General features: G+C 62.2%; 21 protein-coding genes. 11 read left to right on the top strand and 10 right to left on the bottom strand.

Annotated elements, in window-relative coordinates:
- Positions 1-520: 520 nt before the first annotated feature.
- The 5 genes from HZC36_02025 to HZC36_02005 form a co-directional block, all read right to left on the bottom strand.
- Entirely contained in the window at positions 521-970 is a 450-nt protein-coding gene (locus HZC36_02025) for a cupredoxin domain-containing protein (GenBank protein MBI5705745.1), read from the bottom strand.
- A 123-nt stretch (positions 971-1,093) separates the two neighbouring features.
- Entirely contained in the window at positions 1,094-2,359 is a 1,266-nt protein-coding gene (locus HZC36_02020) for a TolC family protein (protein MBI5705744.1), read from the bottom strand.
- Between the two features lie 110 nt (positions 2,360-2,469).
- On the bottom strand, positions 2,470-5,964 hold the full coding sequence (locus HZC36_02015) for an efflux RND transporter permease subunit (GenBank protein MBI5705743.1): 3,495 nt from the start codon (positions 5,962-5,964) through the stop codon (positions 2,470-2,472).
- Positions 5,961-7,712 carry an efflux RND transporter periplasmic adaptor subunit gene (locus HZC36_02010; protein MBI5705742.1) on the bottom strand — a complete coding sequence of 584 codons (1,752 nt, stop codon included), beginning with the start codon at positions 7,710-7,712 and terminating at the stop codon, positions 5,961-5,963. Before HZC36_02010 ends, HZC36_02015 begins: the two co-directional genes overlap by 4 nt.
- A 71-nt stretch (positions 7,713-7,783) precedes the next feature.
- Entirely contained in the window at positions 7,784-8,140 is a 357-nt protein-coding gene (locus tag HZC36_02005) for a YHS domain-containing protein (GenBank protein ID MBI5705741.1), read from the bottom strand.
- 594 nt (positions 8,141-8,734) lie between these two features.
- Here HZC36_02005 and HZC36_02000 point away from each other — a divergent pair.
- The 9 genes from HZC36_02000 (at position 8,735) to HZC36_01960 (ending at position 15,879) form a co-directional block, all read left to right on the top strand.
- The gene (locus tag HZC36_02000; protein ID MBI5705740.1) at positions 8,735-9,529 is read left to right on the top strand and encodes a succinate dehydrogenase; all 795 of its coding nucleotides are present in this window, start codon (positions 8,735-8,737) and stop codon (positions 9,527-9,529) included.
- A 311-nt stretch (positions 9,530-9,840) separates the two neighbouring features.
- On the top strand, positions 9,841-10,605 hold the full coding sequence (locus HZC36_01995) for a histidinol phosphate phosphatase (protein ID MBI5705739.1): 765 nt from the start codon (positions 9,841-9,843) through the stop codon (positions 10,603-10,605).
- Between the two features lie 11 nt (positions 10,606-10,616).
- Positions 10,617-11,087 (top strand): Holliday junction resolvase RuvX, encoded by a 471-nt coding sequence (gene ruvX, locus HZC36_01990; protein ID MBI5705738.1) that lies wholly within the window; start codon positions 10,617-10,619, stop codon positions 11,085-11,087.
- Positions 11,080-12,084, top strand: a complete 1,005-nt coding sequence (gene mltG / locus HZC36_01985; GenBank protein MBI5705737.1) for an endolytic transglycosylase MltG — start codon at positions 11,080-11,082, stop codon at positions 12,082-12,084. The genes ruvX and mltG overlap by 8 nt, the downstream gene beginning before the upstream one ends.
- A complete protein-coding gene (locus HZC36_01980; protein ID MBI5705736.1) occupies positions 12,084-13,187 on the top strand; it encodes a YqeG family HAD IIIA-type phosphatase in 1,104 nt (367 codons plus the stop codon). Before mltG ends, HZC36_01980 begins: the two co-directional genes overlap by 1 nt.
- Entirely contained in the window at positions 13,184-13,993 is an 810-nt protein-coding gene (locus HZC36_01975) for a shikimate dehydrogenase (protein ID MBI5705735.1), read from the top strand. Before HZC36_01980 ends, HZC36_01975 begins: the two co-directional genes overlap by 4 nt.
- A gap of 2 nt (positions 13,994-13,995) precedes the next feature.
- Positions 13,996-14,925, top strand: a complete 930-nt coding sequence (locus HZC36_01970; GenBank protein ID MBI5705734.1) for a threonylcarbamoyl-AMP synthase — start codon at positions 13,996-13,998, stop codon at positions 14,923-14,925.
- Positions 14,926-14,974: 49 nt separating this feature from the next.
- Positions 14,975-15,427, top strand: a complete 453-nt coding sequence (locus tag HZC36_01965) for a winged helix DNA-binding protein (GenBank protein ID MBI5705733.1) — start codon at positions 14,975-14,977, stop codon at positions 15,425-15,427.
- A gap of 80 nt (positions 15,428-15,507) precedes the next feature.
- The gene (locus HZC36_01960) at positions 15,508-15,879 is read left to right on the top strand and encodes a hypothetical protein (protein MBI5705732.1); all 372 of its coding nucleotides are present in this window, start codon (positions 15,508-15,510) and stop codon (positions 15,877-15,879) included.
- Between the two features lie 200 nt (positions 15,880-16,079).
- Here the strand turns inward: HZC36_01960 and HZC36_01955 are convergent, their stop codons facing one another.
- From HZC36_01955 to HZC36_01935, 5 genes are all read right to left on the bottom strand, one after another.
- Positions 16,080-16,925 carry a carbon-nitrogen hydrolase family protein gene (locus HZC36_01955; GenBank protein ID MBI5705731.1) on the bottom strand — a complete coding sequence of 282 codons (846 nt, stop codon included), beginning with the start codon at positions 16,923-16,925 and terminating at the stop codon, positions 16,080-16,082.
- Positions 16,926-17,158: 233 nt separating this feature from the next.
- Positions 17,159-18,460, bottom strand: a complete 1,302-nt coding sequence (locus HZC36_01950; protein MBI5705730.1) for a homoserine dehydrogenase — start codon at positions 18,458-18,460, stop codon at positions 17,159-17,161.
- 184 nt (positions 18,461-18,644) lie between these two features.
- A complete protein-coding gene (locus tag HZC36_01945) occupies positions 18,645-19,106 on the bottom strand; it encodes an acetyl-CoA carboxylase biotin carboxyl carrier protein (GenBank protein ID MBI5705729.1) in 462 nt (153 codons plus the stop codon).
- Between the two features lie 171 nt (positions 19,107-19,277).
- Positions 19,278-19,436 carry a hypothetical protein gene (locus HZC36_01940; GenBank protein MBI5705728.1) on the bottom strand — a complete coding sequence of 53 codons (159 nt, stop codon included), beginning with the start codon at positions 19,434-19,436 and terminating at the stop codon, positions 19,278-19,280.
- Between the two features lie 9 nt (positions 19,437-19,445).
- The gene (locus HZC36_01935; GenBank protein MBI5705727.1) at positions 19,446-20,351 is read right to left on the bottom strand and encodes a prepilin-type N-terminal cleavage/methylation domain-containing protein; all 906 of its coding nucleotides are present in this window, start codon (positions 20,349-20,351) and stop codon (positions 19,446-19,448) included.
- 661 nt (positions 20,352-21,012) lie between these two features.
- Between HZC36_01935 and HZC36_01930 the strand changes: the two genes are divergently transcribed.
- Positions 21,013-23,187, top strand: coding sequence for a PD40 domain-containing protein (locus HZC36_01930; protein MBI5705726.1), 2,175 nt, complete (start codon positions 21,013-21,015; stop codon positions 23,185-23,187).
- A 235-nt stretch (positions 23,188-23,422) separates the two neighbouring features.
- A complete protein-coding gene (locus tag HZC36_01925) occupies positions 23,423-24,880 on the top strand; it encodes an aspartate ammonia-lyase (protein MBI5705725.1) in 1,458 nt (485 codons plus the stop codon).
- Positions 24,881-25,089 lie beyond the last annotated feature (209 nt).

The following is a 25,089-nucleotide window of genomic DNA, read 5'->3' as shown; positions in this document are numbered from 1 at the left end:
AACACGGCGGGCGGCAACAATCGGAGATCGCGTCGCTGCTTTCGTGCCAACCGACCAGAAACTAAGCTAGGTGTGTTAGGTGCGCTCGCTTCTATTCCTCAGAACGCCAGGGGCTACCGAATAGTTCATCCGATAGGTCCGATGGACCATGGCAGAAACCCTCCCGATGGGCTGACAAGGGGTGTCACTTAACACCCAAAGCGGTCCAGTTAGGCTCAAACGGCGTGCTTCTGTGGACCGGTCGGCCCTCCAGTAGAGTTTTTGGTCTCGTGTCCATTGGTACGGGGTCCGCGGGACAAGAGTCCTATGGGTTGGCGCCAGAGCTTTCGCTGCAACTCGATTCAGGTTGCGCGCTGAAAGGCCCTGGATTAGCTCTCTCCAGGCGCGGCTTCCGGCAATCTGCTAGCGCTTGTGAGACCTTGAGGCGGGTCGACTTGTCTTCGCTTCGTTTGAAAGGGGATTCGCCCGGGTCTTCGAGCGGCCCAGACGAATCCCTCTGTTGTGCAGAGCCTGAGAGTCTCTACTTGACGATTATCTTGCCTTTGTACATTCCCATGCCACATTCAAACGGCACTTCGCCTGCTTTGGCGGGAGTGAACTTGATGACGACCCCTTTGCCTGCGGGAATGGACTTCTTGATCTTGAGGCCGGGAAAGCTCACCGTGGATGCGCATCCTGGGCGCTTTCCGAGAGTGAACGTCAGTTCGAGCCGCATGCCTGCTTTGGCGGTCACTGTGCCGGGTTGGTAGCCGCCGTCTGCGACCACGCTTGCGAATTGCACGCCGTTCTTGACCTTCGCCTCGACCGACCGATGGTCTGGGTCGGAGTGCTGGTGGCCTTCATGTTGGGCCGTCATTCCCGCGCAGCATCCTTGCTCCGGAGTCGGGGCGCTGGCGGTCCATGCCGGCAAGCCGATCGCCAACAGCGAGATGCCTGCCAGCGCGATGAGTGTGTTCTTTTTTGATTTCAAGGTTCTTTCCTGGTGGTTTGGGTTGGGGCCGGGAATGCGCACGGGGCGCGGTCAAGCGCCCCGGAGGCGCATCCCGGCTTCCGGTGAGGTTGCGAGGGAACAAAAGTCGAGGCGAGAGTCATGTTATTGGCTCCCGCTTGGCTTGTCGAGGTTGGACATAGCTCTCTGAAGCTTGATCCAAGCCCTTCTCTGATAGTCGCGGCCCTTTGAGAGCCCGATGGTGGCTTCCTGCTGATCGGCGAGGGCCTCCGAGACTTCCACTCGGATGGCTTTGCCCTCGTCGAAACGGATCTTGGCGATGCGATAGGCCTCGTTGGCCGCTTGAATGCGGCCATTGGCGGCATCGAGCACCTTTACCGAGGCCTTCCATTTCGCCCATTCGGTGCTCAAGGCGGCTCGAATCGTGTTCCGCTCGACCGAGACGATCGCCTCCAACTGCTCGGCCTTCCTCTCCGCTTCAGCGGCCTGCGCCTTGCGCATGCCTCCGTCGCCAATTGGCCAACTCAGCCAGAGCCCAACGGCCGAGCCTCCGGCCATGTTTTGGCCCCTATAGGCCATGGTGTCTGCGGCCGCAAACGCGGACACGCCAGGGACTCCGCTCTGCCGTGCCAGACGGGCAGTGAGCCTCCAAGACTCCGCTTCCGCCTTGATCTCTGCAATCCTAGGCGAGTTCTTGTAGGCAATCTCAAGCGCTTCGTCGAGCGACTTGGGCGCGTCGAGCGGGAGGTCCCAGGCGCCAACCCGTCCACCGGCGACCTCCGCGCCGCAACAGACGACCAGGCGGGCGATGGCCCCGGCAAGCTCGGCTTCGGCTTCGGCGATCTCTTGCTCCACCTTGAGGCGGTCTGCGACGGCGCCAAAGACGAACGCTTCCGGCACCTTTCCGGCTTCAAACCGTGCACGGGTGACCTGTTCCATCTGGGTCGCGGCGGCGAGCGAAGCATGAAGGCCGTCAAGCATCTCCTGAGCCGCAAGCGACTCGCTAAACTCCATGCGGACTTCCTCCAGCAGGTCCAGCCAGACCATGTCCGCCCTCCGCGAGGCCATGGCGATCATTCGGTCGGCGATCGAGGCCGTCGAGCGCTCCCTGCCGCCGCTGAACAGGTTCCAAGTGGCCTTGACGCCGCCCGCGAAAAGGGTGTCACCGAATTTCAGCGCCATGTCGGGCCGGTCCATAGGCGTCATTCCGGGGCGGCCCTCTGCGGAGAGCCCGACTCCTTCCAGCATCAGCATGGGCCGGAAGTCGGCGAGCATCTTGCCTCTGGCGGCCCTGGCGGCGGCGAGGTCCTTGGCAGAGGCCTTCAGGAGGGGGTTCGTGGTCTTGGCAAGGTCCTGAGCTGCCGTCAGGGTTAGGGGATCCTGGGCCTGCGCGATTCCACCGACACACATTGAGAGCAAGACCAGAGCTAGGGATCTCTCGCAAAGCCGCCAAGGCGCAAAGGAGCGCAAACAGGGCTCTTTGGAATGCGGCGACCTAGCACCGCTTTTCATTCGATTACTCATGATGTCTTCTCCACAGGGGGCAACGAGGCGGGATCCACCTTGAGGAACCGGACCTGGAACCAGCGAACCAGGTCGTCTACCAAGGTGTGCATGATTGGGATGTCGAGCAGCGAAAGTACGGTGCCGACGATGAGACCGCCGATGATGGTCGTCCCGAGCGGCTGGTAGGCGTCGAGGCCCGATTTCGGGATGAACGCAACCTGCGCCATGACGAAAACCGTGATCAGCGAGGTCATCAGGATCGGCCTGAGCCTTTGCGGGCTCGCGGTCGCCACAGCCTCGTTGCGCGGAAGGCCCGACTTTCGGTAATGCAGGATCAGGTCGATCATCAGGATCGCCGTCACGATGTCCATGCCGGACAGAACGATGATGCCGAGGATCGACACGGTGCTGAACGCCTGGTGCATCAGCCAGAGCATAAAGAACACCCCGGAGAGCTCCAACGGCAGGCTGAAGAGCATCTGCAGCGGCTGCAGGAAACCATTGAACTGGGCTACGAGCACGAAGTACATGAGCACCAGCGCCACGGCGAGCCCTATGAGCATCAGCCTGAAGCTGTCCATCATCTGGGTCATGTCGCCGCGAGCCTCCAATCCATAGCCGGGTGGCCAGTTGAGTTTTGATAGCGCGCGCATTTGGATGTCCATGGTCACGTCCATACTGGGGCGGCTGTCCTTTCGGTAGTAGCCGCCGAAGCTGACGACGCGACGCAACTGGTCGTGCTCTATGGCGCTCGGCGCCATCCTCTGCTCGAGGGTCACGAGTTCCGTTATGGGCACCTGTTCGCCGCCCATTCCCGTCAAGAACATGCTTGACAAGTCCGATAAGTCAGATCGGTCAGACTCGGAGAATCGGAACAGGACGGTGGTCGGGCGCTTGTTCTGCATGCGGAAGAACTCCATCCCAAATCCGCCTTTCAGGGCGTAGTAGGCCTGGTCCGCGATGTCGGCTGGGTTCAAACCGTGCCGAGCGGCCTTCTCCTGGTCGACCACCACCTGTAGCGTCGGCTTCGACATTTCCCACGAGAGGAAAGGCTGCGCCGTGTCCGGTTTTCCAGTGGCTGGATTTACGGCCTCCTCCTGGGCGATTTTTAGGACCTCTTTGCCGAGGCGATCGATCGTGTGAAGGTCTTTGCCATACACGACCAGCGCCACCGGCGCAAGGGAAGTGGCCATCACGTCGGCCCCCATCTCCTTAATCTGGATGCGCCGGATGCCTGGAATCTCCTCCATCGCACGGGAATGGATTCGGTCCATGATCGTCCACACATCGGGACGTCCCGAGTCCTTATCCGAGAGCGTGAGCATGGCGGAGGCCGCGCTCGCCGACATCATCTGGTATCCCGAGAAGTAAGCGCCGCCGGTGGTCATGCCGGGGCCTCCTTCCTGGCCTATTTCGATGCTGGCGTTTGTGATCCAGCCCTTGGAAACACCCTCTTCCGCCAGGATCCTCTCCAAGCGCCCAACGGCTTCCTCAGTGGCCTTGAAACTCGCGCCCGGCTTCATTTCAAGCTGCAAGCTGGCCTGGCCCACGTCGGCGAGCGGCATCATCTCCGCGCCGATGAAGTAGTACAGGGTAAAGCCGAGAATGACGGTGATGCCGATCCGAACGAAGTTCGCGAACCGGTGCTTGAGCAACCAACGGATGGCACGCTCGTAGCCTTGCTCCAGGCCCACGAGCTTCCGCTCGAACGGCTCCAGCAAGAGCCTGCTGAACCAGGTGCGCTGCCGGCTTTCGGGAAGGGTCATGAACCTGGAGCAAAGGACAGCCGTTAGGGTCATCGAAACCAGATAGCTGGCGACCAGCCCGAAGATGATCGGCCAACAAAGGCCCTCGAACATGAGCTGGGTGATGCCGCCGCTGAACATCAGCGGCAGCAGCGCGATGATGAGCACGATCGTCGCTGCCAAGACCGAGCGCCGGACTTCCGAAATGCCGTCGATGGTGGCTTGCCGCCGGTCCTTTCCCATCCTCAGATGGCGCTCGACGGCGTGAATGTCGATGATCGCGTCGTCCACCAAGCGCCCAATGGCCACCAGCAGGCCGATGAGGGTGCTGGAGTTCAGGCTCATGCCGAGCGGGACCATCGCCAGCAGCGCCATCGCCAGAGAAGTCGGAATGGCGGTGAGCGCGATGGCTGTCCCCCGAATTTCGCCTAAGAAGAAGAGGACCGCGAGACCGGTGAGAACGACCGCAATCAACAGCTCATCGCGCATATTTTCGAAGAGCACGTCGACAAAGCTCGCGTTGTTGTAGGCCACGTCGAACCGTATGCCCGGAAACTCCTTTTCAAGCTGCCGAACGGTCCTGAGCACCGCGTCGATGGTCTTGGGGGAGCTGGCGTCCGGATTTTGGAGGACGTTGACGAGGATCGCTTCGTCGGAGCGGGCGCCACTAGGGAGTGAGGATGGAGAGGATGGAGAGAGTAGCGAGGATTGTGAGAGTTGTCCGGAGCCTTCCTCACCCTTCTCACCCTTTTCACCACTCTCACCATGCTCACGATTCTTACCCTCCCAATAGAGGTGCCGATAGCCAGACCTGAGCTCAAAAACAGTGTCCTTGACTTCTGCGACATCGCGCACCCGGACCACCCGGTTGCCCATTGCCTTGATCGGGTAAGCGCCAATGACCGCGGCGCTTCGACCCAGGGTATCGACCCGCAAGGGCGTCTCGCTGGGACCGTTGTTGAGGGCTCCGGCAGGTCGGGCGACGTTGGCCTTTTCGACCGCCATCCGAAGGTCCATCATCGAAAGGCCGACAGACTTGAGCTTGTCGCGATCCACGACGATCTGTAGCTGGCGTCGGTGGCCCCCAAAGGTAGAGACCGTGTAGACCGATTGGTCCGCCGCTTTGATTCGGTTGAGCACCTCGTTGTCGGCGAGTTCACGGAGTCTTGGCAGCGACCATCCTTGGCTCTTGTCGCCGGTCAGGCTGAGCGAGAGGACGGGTAGGTTGAGCGGGTCGACTCTGAGGATCCAGCTAGGTTTCAGGTTTGCGCCCGTCGAGGGCAGGTCGGCCTGGACGACGTTCAGCAGGCTCTGAACTTCGGTCTGCGCCTGCTGCATGTCGGTGCCATAGGGGTACTCCAACACCACCATGCTGAAGCCCTCTTGGCTGACGGACCGGATGTACCGGACCTTGGGCGCGTTGACCATTCGTTGCTCGATCGGCCCGGAGAAGTAGGTCTCCATCTCCTCGGCGGAGAGGCCGGGCATCTCGGTGACGACGCCCAGCATCGGGCTCTCAACGTAGGGCATAAACCGCCTGGGCATGATGAATCCGATCGCGAGGATGCCCAGAAACAGCAGAGATAGAAAGAGGGCGATGACAGCGTGTGGATGGTCGACCGACCACCGCACGATCTTGTAGCCAAGGCCGCCGTGGTCCTCGTCGTGCCCGTGTCCATCTGGGTGCAGGGCCTGAGCTGGAGCGTGGGCGCCGTCGGCGTGGCCGCGCCCCTCAGCGTCGGGTTGATCCGGAGGTTGGCTCATCGCCCACCCTCCATCTTCGACATGTCGTGGCCTTCGTGCTCAGAACCGCCCTTGGCCCCGCCTTGCGCGCCGGCAGGGCTCGGAAGCGACTTGGGACCGTTGAGGCCCCACTCGGTGGGCTGTACGGGAGCGCCCGGATAGAGGTCCTCTTGGCCGGCCCAGACGACCTTCTCAAAGTGCTTTAGGCCGTCCAAAATCTCGATGTAGGTCCCGTCCGATTTGCCGATCTTAACCTCTCTCCGTGCAACCTGAAACTTGCTCGATCCCTCACGTGGAACGAGGTCCATCTTGCACTTGGGGCAGAGTCCGGGCCCCGGCATGGAGACCTCCGGGTGCATCGTGCAGGTCCAGTCGGTCTTCGTCGGGGTTTCCTTCTTGGCGTTGACAACCCAAACGAAACGGGACCCATCCAGGTCCTCTTGAACCGCCGCCGATCGAACTGTCAAAACGCCCGCGCCCTCAGGGCCGCGAAGCCGAAGCCGCGCGAACATGCCCGGCAAAAGGGCTCGGTCTGCGTTGTCCACGACAGCCTCGATGCGAACCGTGCGGGACTCGGGCATGACGGCCGGAAAGATGCTGGTGAGACGCGCCTCACGCTCAACACCGTCACCGATGACGTCCACCGGGTCACCGACGCGCAGCTTCGAAGCCATGGCCTGCGGGACCTCTGCTTGAACCCGTGCGCGCTCAAGCGACTTGAGCTTGAGCACGACCATTCCAGGCATCACCGCCGTGCCGGGGCTGACCATGCGCTCCGCCACTTCGCCGGCCGAAAGGGCCCGCAAGTTGCGGTAGTCCGCCATGGCCGCGGCGCCGGCCGCGCCAGCGCGCGCCGAACGGGCTTCCGCGCCTGCGCTTCGAGCTTCGGTAGCCGATCGCAGAAGCCGCGTCTCGGCTTGGCGCCGTTCTGCTTCTGCGGCAGCCATCATGGCCTGCGATTCCTCGAGCATCTTGCCGGATGCCCGAGCGCGCCGATCAGCGACTTGAGTGTCGGCCTCAGCGGCGCGCACCTTTGCCTGGGCGGCTCGAACCATGGCCGCGCTTGAGTCTCTTTCGCGCTGGGCGCTCTGAAGCTCGTCGAGCGAGATTGCTCCCTGCTTGTGGAGCTTCTGCGAACGGCCAAACTCCTGTTCCGCGTAGCGGAAGCCGGCCTGCGCCTGTTCCAGGTCGGCGCCTGCCATCTCGACCTCCCGTTGAGCCTTCTCCCGTTCCGCGGCCATCGCCTCCAGGTCGGCTTCAGCGCGGGCGACGCCGGCGGTTGCGGCTCGAACTTCCGCTCGGGCCTTGGCCAGCATCGAACGGTTTTCGCTGGACATTTGGCCGGCAGCACGAGCCATGTCCGCCTTTGAGGACGCCATCAGGCTCGATTCCGCCGCCATTGCGCCCACTTCGTCGGCCTGAAGCGTGGCGAGCAGTTGCCCGGCATGCACTTTATCGCCCGGGTAGACCAGCACTTTTTGGACCCTGCCCATGACCCTGGCGACGACGTCCTCGTCGGTGTAGGCCAAAACCTCCGCCGGAAAGGTCGCCGCGTCGCCGATCTGGCGCTCCGTGGCTTCCTCCACGCCGACGGGAAACACGCCGGGAGGAGGCTTCATGGCGGTCATGTCCATAGCCTGCGCCTCGACGAGGGTCATGGCGCCGGGCGGCCGCTGGGTCTGGACGATCCAAGACACCAGGACCACGCTGCCCGCGAGCAGCAGCAGCGTCAGCCAGTGGCCTTTGACGAACTGAAGAGGGGTTGACATTGTTTTCTCCGATCAAGGGAAGGGGGCAAGGGTGTGGCATGAGGGGCGGGACGCCCCTCATGCCCTAGTGGCTACATAGGCTCGATCTCATGCCGAACGGCGAACTTCTCGGGGTCCGCCTTGAACTTGGGCGGGCACATGCCGCAGCAGAAGTAGTAGCGCTTGCCCTGAAAGTCCTGATAGCCTGATGCCTTGTCGACGGAGGGGATCACGTCCCCCGTCACCGGGCAGATGATTTCGCCCTTGTCGTTCTTGTAGATGGCGATCTCTTCGGCCGATTTGCCGGTTTCGTTGGCCGGTGACTCGGCGCTCTGAGCCGCTTTCGGTTCGGCTGAAGCCTGGGCTCCACCGGTTTGCGATCCGCAGCCGACGATGAGGATGGCGAGCCCGACAGCCAGGGCTAGCCCGAAGAAAGTCTTGTAATGCATGTGAAACTCCGATCAATCGTGGTCATGGGGCTGAGCATTCAGCCCAGGGACGAACCACAACGGATCGGAGGCGCGCGAAGATGGGAAAGGAGGACGACAAGGGAGCCGGGTGGACCGGAATCGTTCGCGTAAACCCCAGGCTCGCGCGGCTCCAGCAGAAGGAGCCCAACGGGAGGGGCGGGCGATTCTGGGATGTCGACGAAGGGAAAACTGGGCGCCGGCGCGGCGTTCGCGGTCGAGGCCGGATCTTTCACGCTGCCGCCGCGGATCGCGCAGTGACACTTTTCCTTGGACGGTGTCGGCTCGGGAGCATTGGCCTCTTGGCCCGTCTTGCAGCAGGAGTGATCGGCGGCCATTGGCTGCGGCATGCAGTCCTGCCGTGCCCGATGCATGGGGCAGGAACTGTCGCCTCTGGACTCTGTCTGGCAAGCGCGAACGGCGAAGCTTGGCGCACTCCAAAGGAGCAATGCCAGGCTTAGAAGGAAGCTAATCGTGATCCTATTCTGGACTTTCACCAAGCCGTCACTAAAACTTACTACACATTATGCCATCGTGCAGTTCCCGCGCGAGGTCCGGTAGCATGGGAAAAGCTCCATGGCCAAATCTGTATCGACAGTCAAGCGGAGAGGTCTTGGGAATACGGCGCGCGTGGACGCCTGGTGGCTTCAGCCGACGGCCGTTTTCTTGGGACTGACTGCCTTTATCGTCTATTCCACCTGGGCCGCCTTCCAAAACGCGCACTACGAGTGGGGCCCCTACCTCTCGCCGATGTATTCGCCGCCGCTCTTTGGCGAGCACGGCTGGTTTGGCGCGGCGCCCGGCTGGTGGCCGGCTTGGCTGCCATTCTCCCCGGCGTTTATCATCCTGCCGTTCCCTGCGGGCTTTCGCTTTACGTGCTACTACTATCGGGGCGCCTACTATAAGTCCTTCTGGGCCGACCCGCCGGCCTGCGCGGTTGGCGAGCCGCGCCATATGTATCGCAGCGAGCAGAAGTTCCCGATGATCCTGCAGAACCTCCACCGGTACTTCCTGTACTTCGCGATCATCATCCTTGGCTTCTTGTGGTGGGATGCGATCCAGGCCTTCATCTGGACCGACACCGAAGGCGGAAAGCACTTCGGGATGGGAGTCGGCACCTTGGTCCTGTTGGCGAACGCGACGCTCCTTTCGAGCTACACCTTCGGCTGCCATTCGCTCCGGCATCTGATCGCCGGGCGGCGGGACAACGTCTCGAAGGGCAAGCTCTCCTTTGCCTGCTACAACTGCGTGAGCAACCTGAACAAGGCGCACATGAAGTGGGCTTGGTTCAGCCTGGTGTGCGTGGGCTTTACCGACTTCTATGTCCGTATGGTGTCGATGGGCGTCTGGACCGACCTGCGGTTTTTCTGAAGCGGGCGTTGCCGAGGGGGAAGGCGTCCTCCCCTTTGTGCATCTTTGTGCCTTTGCGGGAGACTCCCTAGCCAGCGCCGGCACGGAACCGGCGGCTACAGGGCCATCTACAAGGAAAGGCTCTGAGATTCGCTGCGGGACTCTGCGTCCTCAGCGCGAGAGCTTTTCGCGCCGGCACGGAACCGGCGGCTACAGACTTGGGGTTTTTGCGCCTTTGCAGGAAATTCCCTGGAGCGCCGGCACGGAACCGGCGGCTACAGACCACGCACCACTGAGCACGCACTTGCAGGGACGCCGGTACACTCCCCAGCATGTCGCCCCGGCTCCAATTCGCCGTACAGGCCGCTTATGAGGCTGGCCGGGGCACGCTGGCACAATTCAGCAGCGGCATCGGATTCGAACGGAAAGCCGACGACTCGCCCGTCACCATCGCCGACCGAGAAGCCGAGGCCAAGCTCCGCAAGGCAATTGGCGAGACCTATCCCGGAGATTCCATCCTCGGCGAAGAAGAGGGCTTGACCGGCGCCTCCTCGGCTCGATGGGTGCTCGACCCTATCGATGGCACCAAGTCATTCATTTGCGGCGTGCCTCTCTACGGCACCTTGGTGGCCTACGAAGAGGATTCCGAAACGCAGCTTGGCGTCGCGTATTTCCCTGCGCTCGACGAAATGGTCTATGCCGAGCGCGGCAAGGGCTGCTTCTGGAACGGGCGTGCGTGCCGGGTCTCAGCAAAGGTCCGAATCGCCGACGCGGTGCTATGCACAGGCTCTCACGCGTCGCTGAGGAAAACGGGCCGTCTGGAGGCCGTGGTGGGGCTGGGTGAGCGCGCCATCGCCACGAGGGGCTGGTGCGACGCCTATGCCCACGCTCTGGTGGCCACCGGCCGGATTGAGGCGATGATCGACCCGGTGCTTTCCTACTGGGACATTGCCGCGCCCAAGATGATCGTCACCGAAGCCGGCGGACGTTTTACCGACTTCAAAGGGAATGATAACCCCACCTCAGAAGGGCTGAGCAGCAACGGCTGGCTCCACCATGACCTGCTGGAGGCGTTTGGCGAGCGCTCGCAGGGCTAACGAGAGCAACGATGCGAGTGGTAGCCGTTGATTGGGGTACTCGGCGAATCGGGATCGCCGTGGGGGAAAGCGACTTCGGCGCCTCGAGCCCAAGACCGCATCTGTCGGCCCTGGGAGCGCTCGCCAAGGATGCCCGGCAGATCGTGGAGTTGGCCCGGAAGGAAGGCGCGGACGCGGTGCTTGTCGGCATTCCCATCAACCCTCATCGTGGCGAGCCCGGGACTGGACAGAATGCCGCGGACGACAAGATGGAGCGGCTTTGCCGTGCCCTCGCGGAACAGATCGAGGCCCTCGGAATGTTGGTTCTTACGGCTGACGAAACCATGACCAGCGTTCGCGCAGAAGACGCGCTCATCCAATCGGGCCAAAAGGCTTCCCTGCGCGATCGCCGTCGAGACAGCGCGGCCGCAGCCCTGTTGCTCGAGGGCTATTTTGCGGAGACCCAGTCGGGCACTCATTCGCAGGGGGATGGCGGTGAATAGGCGCGTTCGATTCCTCCTCTGGGTCCTTGGCGTCGGGATCCTCACCGGCGCGGGCTTTGGCTATTGGCTGAACACTCAGCTTGCGCCGATGCCGCCTGCGGACCCGGTCTACGTCCGCTACGAGGTCCGTTCGCCCCTGGTGCGGGCCTTGGAAGACCTTGAGAAACGCTCCATCGTGCGCAACGCGCGAGTCTTGGCGCTCTGGTCGCGGTTCAAGAGGTATCCGGCGTTGGTGGGCGTGGGCACCTATCAGGTGCGGCCCGGGATGAAGCCCGAGGAGATCCTTGCCGCGCTGCAGCTTCCTGTGCGCCGAATGGTCCGCCTGCCGGAGACCAACTGGCTTGAGCGCAGCGCAAACTTGCTGGAGAAGAACGGAGTCTGCAAGGCCGGTGAGTACGTCGAGCTTGCCCACGATCCCGCTCGCTTCAAAGACCTCGCCGGTTTCCCGATCCCCGAATCGGGTTCGCTTGAGGGCTACCTTTATCCAGACACCTACGACCTTCCGCCACTGATTGGCGCTGAAGGAACGGTGAAGCGCCAGTTGGAGGCGTTTCGCGACAAGGTCTGGCGGGTAATCGAGCCGCCTAAGGACCTGCGTCGGGTCCTGACTGTCGCCTCCCTGGTTCAGCTCGAAGTGAAGGAAGATCCGGAGCGCCCCATCGTCGCCGGGGTCATCGAGAACCGCCTGCGGCTGGGCATGCCTCTGCAGATCGACGCGACGATCCTGTATGCGATGAAGAAGTGGAAGAACCTCTCGCGGGCAGAGATTGCCGGGACCGATTCCCCTTACAACACCTACTTGCGCAAGGGGCTCCCGCCTGGGCCGATCTGTTCTCCGAGCTTTAGGAGCATCGACGCGGCCCTGCACCCCGCAAAGCACAGCTACCTTTACTATGTGGCGCTGCCGACTGGGAAGCACCTCTTTTCGGCCACTTACGACGAGCACCTAAGGAACATTCAGCGGCGCAAGAAGGCCTTGGCGCAAGGGGGGCCTTAGTGGCGTTTCCCACGGGCGCCTACGACCCTGCCGGGCTGCCTGGTCCACTTCGGCGGTTCTGCCCTTCCAGTTCCTCAGGATCGCTCTATGAGATCGACCCTGAGGACCTGGCGCGAAGAGGCAAGAGGCTCGTCATGCTCGACGCCGACAACACGCTTCTGCCGTGGCGCTCGATGGAGATCCCGGATGAGACGCGTGGATGGGTCGCGCGCTGCAAGCAAGCCGGTATGGACGTGTGCATCCTCAGCAACACCCGCCACCCGAAACGCCTCACTCAAATCGCCGCGGAGCTTGGGATTAGGTTTTTTCTGGGAAGGTTTAAGCCAAATCCCTCCATCTATTATGAAGCACTGAAGCACTTTGGCCGGAAGCCAGAGGAGGCCGTGATGATCGGCGACCAGATCTTCACGGACATGTGGGGCGCCAATCGCGCGGGGGTGGAGGGCATCTGGGTCAAGCCTTCGACGGGCCGCGACTTCATCGGAACGAAGATCAGCCGCATGGGTGAGCGCCTGCTCAAGCCATACTTGTCGAGAGCGATCACGATGGAATCTCAGACGACCACCCCGATCCAGCAGCCACCCGAGACAGCCAAGGCCCCGTGGGAGCGGCCGATCGTGCGCCAATTCATGAAGTTTGCCGTCGTGGGCGGCAGCTCGACGGTCATCGACGTTGGGCTTCACTGGCTGCTGATGTTCGGCATCCAGGTGGACGGCAAGCCGCTGGGACAGGTGTTTGGGGCGACTCTGATCGCCGACATTCCCGCGGTGTTCCAGTACGCCAAAGACGCACCTGCGGCGGCTGTGCCGGTGTTCAAAATCGTGTCGGCCAGCATTGCCATCGTCAACAGCTTTATCTGGAACCGCCGCTGGACCTTCAGGATCGAGGGTCCCGAGGAGTGGGGGAGGCACTTCCGCAAGTTCGTGATCGTTGCGCTGACCGGCATGGCGCTCAACACGCTGATCACCACCGGCTTCAACAACGTGATTCCCGGCCATGCCCTGCGAAGCTGGGGCATCGCCACGGCGATCGCGACCGTGATGGTGGCATTTTGGAACTTCGCCGGTCAAAAGTTCTGGGCTTTTCGAGAACCCGAGCGATGAGCGCGTTCCACGAGTGGCGCGAGGCTCCACCCGCCGAGTTCGCCGTGATCGGCGACCCAATCGCGCACTCGCTCTCTCCTTCCATGCATCGAGCCGCCTATCGCGCTCTAGGACTGGCATTGCGGTACGAAGCGATTCGAGTGCCGCGCGGCGAAGTCTCACAGGCCCTTTCTCAGCTTCGAGACTTGGGCTATCGGGGAGTGAACGTAACGGTGCCGCACAAGGAAGAGGCGTTCTTCTGGCTCTCCGATCCGGATGAGTCTTGCCGGCGCATCCGCTCAGCAAACACCCTCGACCTGGTCTCCGGCAGGGGAACGAGCACGGACGGGCCTGGGTTTCTCGACACGCTTGAAGACCTCGGAGTAACGGTTGGCGCCCGGTTCCTTATCTTGGGCGCGGGCGGAACCGCGCGGGCCTTGGTGGACGCTCTGGCTCGGGCGGGATATGGTGTGAAGCTATGGAACAGGACCTACGAGCGCGCGGAGGAGCTTCGAATGAGTCTGGGCTTGGCCTTTTCGATTCTAAAGGAACCGGCGATCGAGGACGTCGAGGTGATCGTCGACGCCACGAGCGCCTCGCGCTCCGGCCAATCGGTTCCGCTCGATTGGAGCCGGGCCAGCCCGGGCGCGCTCGCCTATGATTTGTCCTATGGCCCAACGTCCTCCGCGTTTCTCGGAGCGGCAGAAAGAGAAGGGCTGAGAACCGTCGACGGAAAGGCTTTGCTGGTTGCGCAGGGCGCGAGGTCATTGGCGTGGTGGCTCGGTGTGGGGGCCCCTCGCGCGGCGATGCGGGAGGCGCTTGGTTGAGGCTGCTCAAGGCCGGCGAGGAAGCCGCGCAAGAGGCCGCCAGGGTCCTGGCCGAGGGCGGAGTCGCGGTCCTGCCAACTGAAACGGTCTACGGCTTGGCCTGCGACGCCACCAATCCCGCCGCCATCGCCAAGGTCTACGCCGCGAAGGGAAGGCCGGGCACGAACCCGCTGATCGTGCACGTGGACTCCATCGAGATGGCTATGAGGTGCGTCTCCGAATGGCCCCTCCGGGCCCAAGTCCTATCGGAGAGGTTCTGGCCCGGACCCCTGACCCTGGTGCTCCCCAGGAGCAGCTGGATTCCCCTTGAGGCTACGGCAAAGCTGGACACGGTGGCGGTGCGCGTGCCGGCAAGTCGGTGGTTTCGAGAGGTCATCAGGCTCTTGGGCCGCCCGGTCGCCGCGCCCAGCGCGAACCCCTACATGGGGCTCTCTCCTACGCGGGTCGAGCACCTCGACCCTGAGTTGCTCAAGCTTGTGGACTTGGTATTGGACGACGGCCCGAGCAGGCTGGGGCTGGAGTCGACGGTGGTAGACCTAAGCGGCGAATCACCTGCGCTGCTGCGCCCTGGCGGAATCTCCCGCGCTGAGATCGAGAGCGCCCTGGGTGGACCCTTGAATACGCCACCCAATGAGGGTCCTGCGCGCTCGCCCGGGCTTCACCGACGCCACTATTCACCAAAGGCGCGACTGGAGTTGGTGGACCGGCTCGCGCCAGAACGCCCCGGCCTCGGTTTCGGCCCGCCGGTGGGCGATCTGCAGATCGAAATGCCCCTGGACCCTGAGGCGTACGGGGCTGCGCTCTATGACGCTCTCCACCGGCTCGATCAGTTGGGAGTGTCGGCTATCGAGGTCGAAGCACCGCCCGAGTCGCCGGAGTGGGAAGCGGTTTGGGACAGGCTGCGAAGGGCGGTCGCCCCGGCCGAACCGTGAGGAATTGCGTTCCCTTGACGCAAAATGGTTCGTTAGGTAGACTAACCATATGAGCGCGGATGTCATGGATGATCTTCAAAGCGCGCTGTCTACCCAGGCGGCAATTGTTTCCGAACTCGTCTCGTCTTTCCTGGAGCGTCCCCTTGCAGACGCAGGGCTCTCGCTCGGGACTTTTGAACTTCTCAGTGCGGTGAAAGCCGGGGGCGGCAAGGCGTCTCAGGCCGAAGTTGCGTCCCGCATGGGAATTCGCCCGGCCTCACTCTGCGAGGCCTTGAGGAGCGTGGAAGCCAAAGGGGTCGTCACCCGAACCGACGACCCGCACGACAGGAGGGCCAAGCGGCTGAAGCTGACGGCAAAGGGTGAGAAGCTGTTCCAGCGGTGCCTGGAGTCGATCGCAGCGGCGGAGCACCTGCTCTCTGAGGGGATCGCCGAGCGCGACTTTCGGACAGCGTGTCGCGTCCTGGAGAGAGCTGCAGCCAACCTTTCGGACGCCATTCGCTAGCTTTCCGCCTGCGAAGATTGGCGAGATTGGTTGACAACCTTACGATTCCTGCTTCGTCCCATCCAGCAGGGAGAATTGCCGTGTTGCGCATCGTGGGAGTTCAGCGAAGCAGCCAGCCGGAGCAGGAGTTTGTCTTGCTCCAGAATCAAGGCTCGATGCGCGTCGTCCTGCGCGGCCTGGTTTTGGTTCACGAGCGGGCGATCGAAACCGGCGATCTAGCCCAAGGGGCTTTCGTGTTTCGCGATTCAGAGGTGATCCCTGCGGGGCTGTTCGTGATGCTGAGCACCGGTTGTGGATCGCCGCACTGGACGCGAACCAAGGACGGCGCCCACGTTTTTCGAACGTACATCGGGAGCAAGTCGGTGGTCTGGAGCCGATGTGAGGGCCCGATTCACATCCTAAGTCCGGATCACAGCTACGTCGAACGCGGCGAAGCGCTGATGCTGCGGTAGTGCAAAAACGCGGGCACGGAACCCGCGGCAGAGAGTCCGCCCTCCCGATGCTGCGGTAGTGCACGCGGGCACGGAACCCGCGGCTACGGACCACAGGCAGACTGAGAGTCCGCCCCACTTGGTCGTCCATCGCGTCCCTTTGTCCACGGTCCCTCTGTCCCTCAGACCTCAGACGTCCGTCCCTTCATCTCCGCACCTCCCTACTCCTTCACCAACTCTCCATAAAGCTCCGGGCGGCGGGACTCGAACACCGTCCATTCATACTCGCCGGGCCTAACGACCGCGCGCTTATTCCTGGCTTCGGCCAAATCGATGTCGGCGACGATCGTCTCTTCACCGTCGCCCGCGCAGGCCAGCACCTTCCCGGAGGGCGCGATGATCTTGCTGCAGCCGATGAACGTGAATCCGTTCTCGGTACCGACCCGATTGCAGGCCGCGTAGAAAACGCGGTTCTCAGCGGCGCGGGCGATGGTCATGATGTTCGCCGAGTTCTCCGCGCCTTGGGGCCAGTTGGTGGGAAGGACGATGAGCTCGGCGCCCTTAAGGGCAAGCGTCCGCGCGGCTTCAGGCTGTCGCTGATCGAAGCAGATCAACACGCCGATCTTCCCGAGCTCGGTCTCGAAAACCGGGAGCGAATCCCCTCGGCGCACGAACTTGTCAAGGCCCAGATCGGGAAGGTGGGTCTTGATGTAGCGATACATGGGCCCACCAGGCACGATCAGAACCGCGCCGTTGTAGATGCGGCCGTCCTCGATCCCCGCGAACCCGACGATGGCGTGGATGCCAAGCTCGGTGCACCGCCGGTGAAGGGAAGTAACCGACTCGGGGGCTTCGGTGACCTTGTGGCCGTCATCGGCTCTGACGGGAATGGAGATGCGTCTGGCGGCCTCGGGCGTCGACACGCAGTACCCGGTGAGAAATGCTTCGGGGAACACAGCCAGATGGACACCCTGCCGGTGGAGCCTTTCCAGCTCGGCAAGCGCCCTCTGCGAATTGGCCGCAGGGTCGCCGAAGACGACGTCGGCCTGAACGCACGCGATACGCATTTGCCCAAGTTATCCTAAACGGAGCGGTTCTGTCGCTGCCAACGGGCGTTGAGATTCCAACGCGTTCTCCGCGGGAACGGCTCGATTGGGCCACTATTGAGGGTCTTGGCCCTGCAAGCGATCCTCAGTGTTCTCTGCGGGAACTCCCTAGGCCCCAAGCAATTGGCGAAGCTGAGTGGCGGAGCGTTCAGGAACTGGCCTCACTTGGCGCATTAGCCCCACGGGCGGCCCCCTTACTGCTCCACGCGGAACCAACTGGCGATCTGCTCCACGATATGCAGGTTCCTCAGTGCCTTCAGCGAGCGAAGGAACGACTCTTCCAGCGCGGGGTGTGTAAGGAATACGATCTCGCCGAGCCGCCCATCGAGCGTCCGCATCTCCATCGCCCCCAGCGAGATCCCGCAATTGCCGAAAACGGTGGCGATGCAGCCGAGCGCCTTGGGACGGTCCTGAACCACCATACGGATGTAGTAACTGCAGGTGAGCCGCTCGATCGGCAGCGCGCGAATCGGCGGGCCATAGGGAATCGTGTTGCCGGAACCACCGAGACGGATGTTGCGGCAAACGTCGATCAGGTCTCCAATGACGGCTGAGCCCGTAGGGTTGCCGCCTGCGCCGCGCCCGCTGAACATCACGTCGCCCACAAAGTCACCCGTAAACCAGACCGCGTTGTAGACGTCGTTGACGTTCGCTAGTGGGTGGGTCTTCGGGAGGAGCGTCGGATGGACGCGCGCCAAGATCCCCTCGGGCAGGGCCTCGACGATGCCTAGGGGCTTAATCGTATAGCCAAGGACGTCGGCAAAATGGATGTCCTTGGGCTTGATCATGCCCAGGCCCTCTCGGTGGACGCCCTCTGGCGGCACCTCCTGGCCAAACGCGATGCTGGAGAGAATCGCGAGCTTGTACTGGGCATCGTAGCCGTCGATGTCGCTGCTTGGGTCAGCCTCGGCGTAGCCTTTGGCCTGCGCCTCTCTCACGGCGGTATCGAGGTCGGCGCCCTCTTTGCTCATGCGTGTGAGCACATAGTTGGTGGTCCCGTTGAGGATGCCCATCAGCTTGATCAGGTCGTTGCCTGCGAGCTGGTGCTTGATCGGCTGGATCAGCGGAATGCCGCCACCGACCGCAGCTTCAAAATGAAGGTCTCGGCCGAGCGTGGCCGCAAGATGAACCAGCCTGGAGCCTCGCTTTGCGAGCAGTTCCTTGTTGGCCGTGACCACGTGCTTCCCAGACTGGAGCGCCGTTTCGACGAGCTCGCCGGCAGGGTCCACACCGCCCATCAGTTCAAGGACGACGTCTATTGTGGGGTCCTCGACCACCGATAGCAGGTTGTCGGTAAAGAGCTTCCGGTCCGCGATTCGCTCCTTGGCCATGTCCCGAACCCCGATCTTGGACACCTCGATGGTCGTACCGACCTTGCGGGTGATTTGCGCGGCGTTCTCGCCGAGCATCCGAAACGTGGCGGAGCCCACGGTACCAAACCCGAGAAACCCAATACGAATGGGTTGTGAGGGATCGCGGGCCTCTGTGGCTTCCATAGTCTCTGGTCTTGTCTCACTCATTTTCTTTCACGTTGCGAGGCTCGACGCACAACACGAGTTACTAAGCACTGGGCGAGGGGCGAGGGGCGAGGAGCACCTGAACACCTGAGAACCTGAAAACCCGACACCTAGCACCTGAACACCTGAAAACCTAACACCTGAACACCCGAACACCCAACGCCTAATGCCCAACCTCCTCCAGATACATCAGCACGTCCTTCTGCTGGACCAGGTCCGAGTTTTTGGCGACAAGCTGAGTGACCACTCCACGACAGGGGGCGGTGATCTCGTTGAAGGTCTTCATCGCCTCGATCAGCGCCAGGACCTGGCCTTCCTCGACGTGGTCGCCCTCCACAACGAACGGCGCGGCGCTGGGGCTCGGCGCCCCATAGTAGATGCCGGTCATTGGGCTCAGCACGGGCTCGCCAACAGGGCCTTGAGAAATTACGGCTGCCGGAGCCTCGAAGTGCGCCTCAGCAAAGCTCTCGAGGTGATCCACCGACTCGTCTTCGGGCGTAGCGGCTTTCTTCGTGCTTTGCCGTTTGAAGGCGACCTTCCAGTTCTCGCCCTCCATTTCGGCCTCGCTGAGGCGGAACTCATCCATCAGCCCGGCCAGGCGGTCGATCTTGCCGCGTACGTCCATGGTGAAGGACATTATGGCAGACCCTCTATTGCTGCGCCCTCAAAACCCCTTGGGAGTCGGCCCGCCGGCGAGTCGGATCCCCAAAAACAAAAGTGCGGAAAGCCCAAGGGCTTTCCGCGACTTCAAAAGAAAGAATCCCCCCGAAGGATTTCGGAGGGATTCTTTGCAGCCTTACTCTACTGCGCCGGCTGAAGCTCCACCGCCCTGAAGCGAGGGCTTGCCAACGTTCTTTTTGTTATCCGCTGCGTTCGGGTCTGCTGCGGGCTGGCCGCATCCGATCAGAATCCCAGCGAGGATGACGAAGAATAGAAGTTGCTGCAGTCTTTGCATGGCTTGCTATTACTCGCCGGGCCAGATGTACTTGTAGACCTTCACGCCACCCGCGGTGGTCATCGTGCCATAGGCCTTGTTGATCTGGATCATCGCCGCGTGGCCGTCGGTGAACGTCGTGGCGACGAGGCCGCCTCGAAGTCGCATCGAACCGCACTCCGTCTTGACCGTCTGGCCGTAGCGGGGGTTCATACCGAAGCGCTGCAGGCCGTAGTCGGCATACCAGGTCACGCAGTACCACATCGTGTCCGACGTGATCGTGTTGAAGTAGCCCGACCACCAGTCCGGAGCGGACGCGTCGGTGGCGAAGACCATCTCGGCAGGTCGCGCAACAGCGGTGGCGCTGTAGCTGCTCACGCCGGCGGTGCCGGTGGGCTCAGCCCAGCCGTTGCCGGTCCAGAAACCGAGGATGCCCTGCCAGCGAGCCTGCGGGCCGCCGAAAGCGGAGAGCAGGTAGTAGCCGTCAGACCAGGAACCGTTGGTGTTCGTTCCGTTGATTTCGGCGCGCGGGGGCATACCGAAGTTCAGGAACACGTCGAGGTAGTTGATCGGGTCAGCCTTGGTGAGGCGGTGCAGCGGGCTGACGAACAGGCCCCAGTTCTTCACGTAGGGCTGAATCGTGTTCTGCCAGGTGTACGTATAGCCGAGGCCGTCAAGGACGCCGGGGGCCGGAACGTACATCAGCGGGAACGTATCGTCGTAGTCCGCTTCGTACATGATCGCGCCGAGCGCGATCTGCTTCACGTTGCTGAGAGCCGCGGTCTTCTTCGCAGCAGCCTTGGCCTGTGCGAACACAGGGAAAAGGATGGCCGCGAGAATCGCGATGATGGCGATAACCACCAGAAGTTCAATAAGGGTAAATGCTCGTTTTTTCACTCTGACACCTCTGAAACGAAGGTAAAGATGACTTAACACAACCGCACACGTGATCCGGGAGCGGTATCAGGTGGATTATAGATCATCTTTTCGTTCCGTGGGAACCTTTATTGCAGATTTTTGGTAGATTGCGCTTCGGTTGGCTGCTGAACCTGCCGATAATGCCGGATCGTCTCCCATTTCCGGCGCCGAAGGGACCTTCTGGGCTCACCGTGCGGTGGGCCTGTCCAGTTCCTTCGTTCGGCGCGGCTCGGCCTTTCCGATAGCGCGCTCTTCCCGAACATACGACTGCAGAAACCGTGCCAGTGTTCGCTGGGAGGAGTGAATGGCGAGAGGCGAGAGGCGAGAGGCGAAGGGTGAAGGCAGATGGACGAGGAGCGGAGGGCGGCGATCATCCTTTTTCCAGTGTGTGTTGGTTGAGATGAGTGTGAGCGGAGGCCGTAGGCAGGGGTCCGGTTTGGGAGTGCGCTGGCTTGCCGGCGCTTTGCGATCAGCCGACTTGTCGGCGGGAAAAAACCGATACATGCGCCATCACGGGATCGATGCTTCGATGCTTTGATGTTCGCGGCGGCGAGCCGCCTGGGTGAAAGCCGGGACATGTCCCATCGAGCCAGGTCTGTTCCGCATCGGTTGGAACTGACATCAAATTCGAGAACGGCGGGGCCTTTGTTTCTCGTCTTCTCTTTCAGAGGGAGTTTCCGTGAAAACCTGGTTCTGGCTGGTGGTGCCCATCGCACTGCTCTGCGTGCTTTTCGGCTGTGGAGGGGGCGGCGGTGGCTCTACGTTTTTCGCTTCGCTCAAGTTCTCCGTGGATTGGGGGCTTAGGAGCAGGTCTCTGGATGGCCCAGGCTCGGCGCTTTCGGTGGTGCTGCGCGTGGAGGGCGCCTCCGAGTCCGGCAGCGACCTTCTGTACCCGGCCAACCGAAGCGCGGACCCATCTTCCCATTCCGAGACTTACACGACCGGCATCAAGGCCAAGGTCGGGGCTCACCGCGTCACCGCGACCTTCTTCGCTCAGGGCAACGGCACGGGAAGCGTCGTTGGGGTCGCCTCGGGCACTCTCTCGGTCCAGCCGGACGGAACCCTCTCCGGTTCGATAAGTACCGTGGGCACGGTATCGAGCGTCAGCGTGCCGGCAGGGCAGTCTGTGGGCATCGATCAGACGAAGCAGCTTCAGTTCAGCGCCAAGGACTCAGGAGGCGGGATCGTGGCTGTCAGCGGAGGCTCTGCGGTCTGGACGGTCACATCGGGCTCCGACAAGCTGGCGTTTCAGGACGGCTACGCCAAAGGAAGGGCCCTGGGCTCGGCGAGCGTCATCGCCACGGTCGATGGCGTGGCCAGCGCACCCGCCACGGTTGCTGTCACGGTGGATTCGGCGATCAGCGTCGAGATCAACCCTCTCTCGGCTCTGGTCCAGCCTGCGGACTCCAAGCAGTTCACGGCGACGGTGTACGGGACCGCCAACCAGCAGGTCACCTGGAGTGTGCTGACGGCAAACGGCGGCTCCATATCGAGCGGCGGGCTGTACACAGCGCCACCGGAACTGATGTACGTGACGATCGAGGCGCGCTCGGCGGCCGATCCCTCCAAGACGGCGACGGCGCTGGTGATCGTGCAGATGGAGACTCTGGAGGTGGACGTTTCGCCCAATCCGGTGACGGTGGGTCCAAATGGGCAGCAGCAGTTCTCGGCGTTCGTGATCGGCAGCCCGAACCAGGCGGTCACCTGGAAGGTGCTGACCGCAGGCGGCGGAAGCATCGACGCGAACGGGCTCTACACGGCGCCCGCGACGCCGATGGCGGTGACCGTCGAGGCGCGGGCCGTGGCAGATCCGGCCGTCGCCGGGACGTCGAAGGTCACGGTGCAGTCGGGCACCTTGACTGTGACGGTGAGCCCGAACCCGGTGACCCTGGAGCAGGACGCGTCGGAGCACTTCACGGCGGTGGTGGAGGGCAGCCCGAACCAGGAGGTCACCTGGAGCGTGGAAGAGGAAGGGGGAGGATCGATTTCGGCGCAGGGGAACTACCGGGCGCCTCAAACATTGGGGACTTACACGGTCAGGGCGACCAGCAAGGCTGACCCAAATGCAAGTGGGACGGCGGCTGTAACAGTCATCGTTGAGGCCAGGATCGTCTTCTGGAGCAAGCCAGAGACCGTTGGTCCACGCACGATCTTCACCATCAAGCCCGATGGGACCGATCGCCGTACGTTGGGCGATGGCGGCGACAGCGACGAGATCTGGCCTGTGTATTCACCGAACGGCTCCAAAATCCTGTTTTCCTACGACTATTCGCTTTGGACGATGGCCCCAGACGGGTCGAATCGGGTGCACCTCAATCCGGCGGCCTTGACCAGCCCGTCCTGGTCACCCGACGGGCGCAAGATCGTTTGCCACGGGCTCGGAGTCGGAGGCTACATGGACCTCTATATCCTGGACTCCGACGGCTCCAATCTTGTGAACATCACCAACAACTCAGGGCAAGACTGGCACCCAGCCTGGAGTCCCGATGGCTCATGGATAGCCTATGTCCACGATAGCGACGTCTGGCTGATTTCTCCACAGACAGGCCAAACCAAGAGGCTAACCACAATTGGCAACTGTGCCTTTCGTCCGAGTTGGTCACCTGACGGCGCCAAAATCGCATTTGACAGCGAGGCTGGAGGCACTCGAAGGGTCTATTTGATGAATAGCGACGGAAGCGGCCTGACTGTCCTTAAGAATGGCTTCGAACCTGCGTTTTCTCCAGATGGCAGGCGCATTGCATTCTGCCAGACTCTATGGGACATTTCGGTGATGGACGCCGACGGATCGAACGTACGGACCGTGGCCGGAGGCGGGAAGTTCAACTACCAGCCCAGTTGGCGAACGCGATAGGGACTTGGCGCGGCCCTGTGTGAGTCAAGCCGCAGCTCCCCCTCCGCTTGAAGGTGGGGGTCTGGGGGGTGAACGCCCGCTGAGCGCTCTGGGCAAACCCACCCCATTTCGGGAGCCGGCGTCGAATTCCCAGCTACCGGCTCAACGTCATCCCCACCCCGCCCTCCCTCACCCTCCATCTCCCCCAATAGACCCCTCACCCCTTCTTCGCTCCCCCAAGTAGACTCAATTCACCATGAGCGTTCGCATCGAAAAAGACTCCCTTGGCAATGTCGAAGTCCCCGAAAACGCCTACTGGGGCTCCCAGGCCGAGCGCAGCCGGAAACTTTTCCAAATCTCGGGCCTAACTGAGCACGCCCGCTTCATCGACGCCTTTATCCTCATAAAGAAGGCGGCCGCACAAACCAACGCCGACTTGGGCCTCCTCACTCCAGAAATTGGCAACGCCATCGTTCAGGCCTGCAACGAGATCCTCGCTCAGAGCCCCTACAAGTACCAACAGATCCCCTCGGACCTCGGACCTCAGACCCCAGACCTTCGCTCCCAGTTCCCCGTCGACGTCTTCCACATGGGCGCCGGGACCAGCTTCAACATGAACTGTAACGAGGTTCTTGCCAATAGAGCTGAAGAGATCCTTGGCGGGAAGAAGGGCGAGTACCAAAAGGTCAACCCAAACGACCATCCGAACTACGGCCAGTCCACCAACGACACGGTGCCCACGGCAATCCGCGTCATGTCCAGGCTCATGCTCGAGGACTTCTATAAAGCGATCGACAAGCTCTACGACGCGTTTGAATTGAAGGCCGAGGAGTTCGACAACGTGCTCAAGTCTGGACGGACTCATCTTCAGGACGCCGTTCCCATTCGGCTGGGCCAGGAGTTTCGAGGCTACGCCGATACGATCAAGCGCTGCCGCAAGTGGTTCGAGCACGCCGCGCACGAGCTTGAGGAACTGGGAATCGGCGGCTCCGCCGCCGGCACGGGGCTGAACACCCACCCCGAGTATCGCTTCTCCGTAGTTGAATATCTGGAAAAGTACACCTTGTTGCCGTTCAGGCACTCTCCAAACATGGTTGAGGCGATGCAATCGCAGCTGCCGGTTTCGGCGCTATCAGCAGCGCTGAGGATCTTCTGCCTGGAGCTCACCCGAATCACCAACGACCTGCGGCTTCTGTGTTCGGGGCCCCTCACCGGCATCGCTGAGATCGTCTTGCCGCCGGTGCAACCTGGAAGCAGCATCATGCCGGGCAAGGTGAACCCCAGCATGGCGGAGAACCTGAACCTGGTGCTTTACCAGGTGCTCGGCCAGTGCCAGGCGATGGACTACTGTGTGCAAGCAGGCCAGCTTGAACTAAACGTGATGATGCCCAGCATGGCGTTTTCGGCGCAGTTCAGCCTGCAAATCCTCACCGAAACGCTGCATACGTTCAGCGACAACTGCGTCGAGGGGATCAAGGCCAACGTCGAGCGCTGCAAGTACTACGCTGAGATCTCGCCGAGTCTGGCGACCGCGCTGAACACCTTTGTGGGCTATAAGACCGCCGCCGAGGTGGTGAAGCAGGCTCTCGCCGAGGGCAAGACGATTCCGGCAGTGGTGCGCGAGCGGAACCTGCTCGATGAGGCCACCCTGGCCCGTGCGCTCGACCCCGCCCTGCTCACCGAGCCCGGAATTCCTGGTAAGGGCGGGGGTTAGGCACGGTGCGACGGAACGAAACGCCTTCCTTCTTCGTTTGTAAGGATTGAACGCCCATACGAAGGGGAGTAGCGCCCGGCGGGTAGACCCAACGGGAGCGCGGGATCGTCAAGACGCCGAAAGGCCGGTCCCGGGCACTGAGGCAAGACCTTCGCCGGAGATCCGGCCGAGGTCTTTTTTGTTGGCCGGGGACGGAAGTTCGAGGTCCG

The organism is Armatimonadota bacterium (assembly GCA_016223145.1).
Lineage (GTDB): Bacteria > Armatimonadota > Fimbriimonadia > Fimbriimonadales > Fimbriimonadaceae > Nitrosymbiomonas.
This window is presented reverse-complemented; position numbering and strand designations above follow the sequence as displayed.

Excerpts from the sequence above, each read along its gene's own strand:
- HZC36_01975 (MBI5705735.1), top strand. The coding sequence starts at position 13,184 with ATGAGCGCGTTCCACGAGTGGCGCGAGGCTCCACCCGCCGAGTTCGCC.
- HZC36_01995 (MBI5705739.1), top strand. The coding sequence starts at position 9,841 with ATGTCGCCCCGGCTCCAATTCGCCGTACAGGCCGCTTATGAGGCTGGC.
- HZC36_01945 (MBI5705729.1), bottom strand. The coding sequence starts at position 19,106 with ATGGACGTACGCGGCAAGATCGACCGCCTGGCCGGGCTGATGGATGAG.
- HZC36_01955 (MBI5705731.1), bottom strand. The coding sequence starts at position 16,925 with ATGCGTATCGCGTGCGTTCAGGCCGACGTCGTCTTCGGCGACCCTGCG.
- HZC36_01965 (MBI5705733.1), top strand. The coding sequence starts at position 14,975 with ATGAGCGCGGATGTCATGGATGATCTTCAAAGCGCGCTGTCTACCCAG.
- HZC36_02015 (MBI5705743.1), bottom strand. The coding sequence starts at position 5,964 with ATGAGCCAACCTCCGGATCAACCCGACGCTGAGGGGCGCGGCCACGCC.
- HZC36_01950 (MBI5705730.1), bottom strand. The coding sequence starts at position 18,460 with ATGGAAGCCACAGAGGCCCGCGATCCCTCACAACCCATTCGTATTGGG.
- HZC36_02005 (MBI5705741.1), bottom strand. The coding sequence starts at position 8,140 with ATGCATTACAAGACTTTCTTCGGGCTAGCCCTGGCTGTCGGGCTCGCC.
- HZC36_01925 (MBI5705725.1), top strand. The coding sequence starts at position 23,423 with ATGAGCGTTCGCATCGAAAAAGACTCCCTTGGCAATGTCGAAGTCCCC.
- HZC36_02010 (MBI5705742.1), bottom strand. The coding sequence starts at position 7,712 with ATGTCAACCCCTCTTCAGTTCGTCAAAGGCCACTGGCTGACGCTGCTG.
- HZC36_01940 (MBI5705728.1), bottom strand. The coding sequence starts at position 19,436 with ATGCAAAGACTGCAGCAACTTCTATTCTTCGTCATCCTCGCTGGGATT.
- HZC36_02000 (MBI5705740.1), top strand. The coding sequence starts at position 8,735 with ATGGCCAAATCTGTATCGACAGTCAAGCGGAGAGGTCTTGGGAATACG.
- ruvX (MBI5705738.1), top strand. The coding sequence starts at position 10,617 with ATGCGAGTGGTAGCCGTTGATTGGGGTACTCGGCGAATCGGGATCGCC.
- HZC36_02020 (MBI5705744.1), bottom strand. The coding sequence starts at position 2,359 with ATGTGTGTCGGTGGAATCGCGCAGGCCCAGGATCCCCTAACCCTGACG.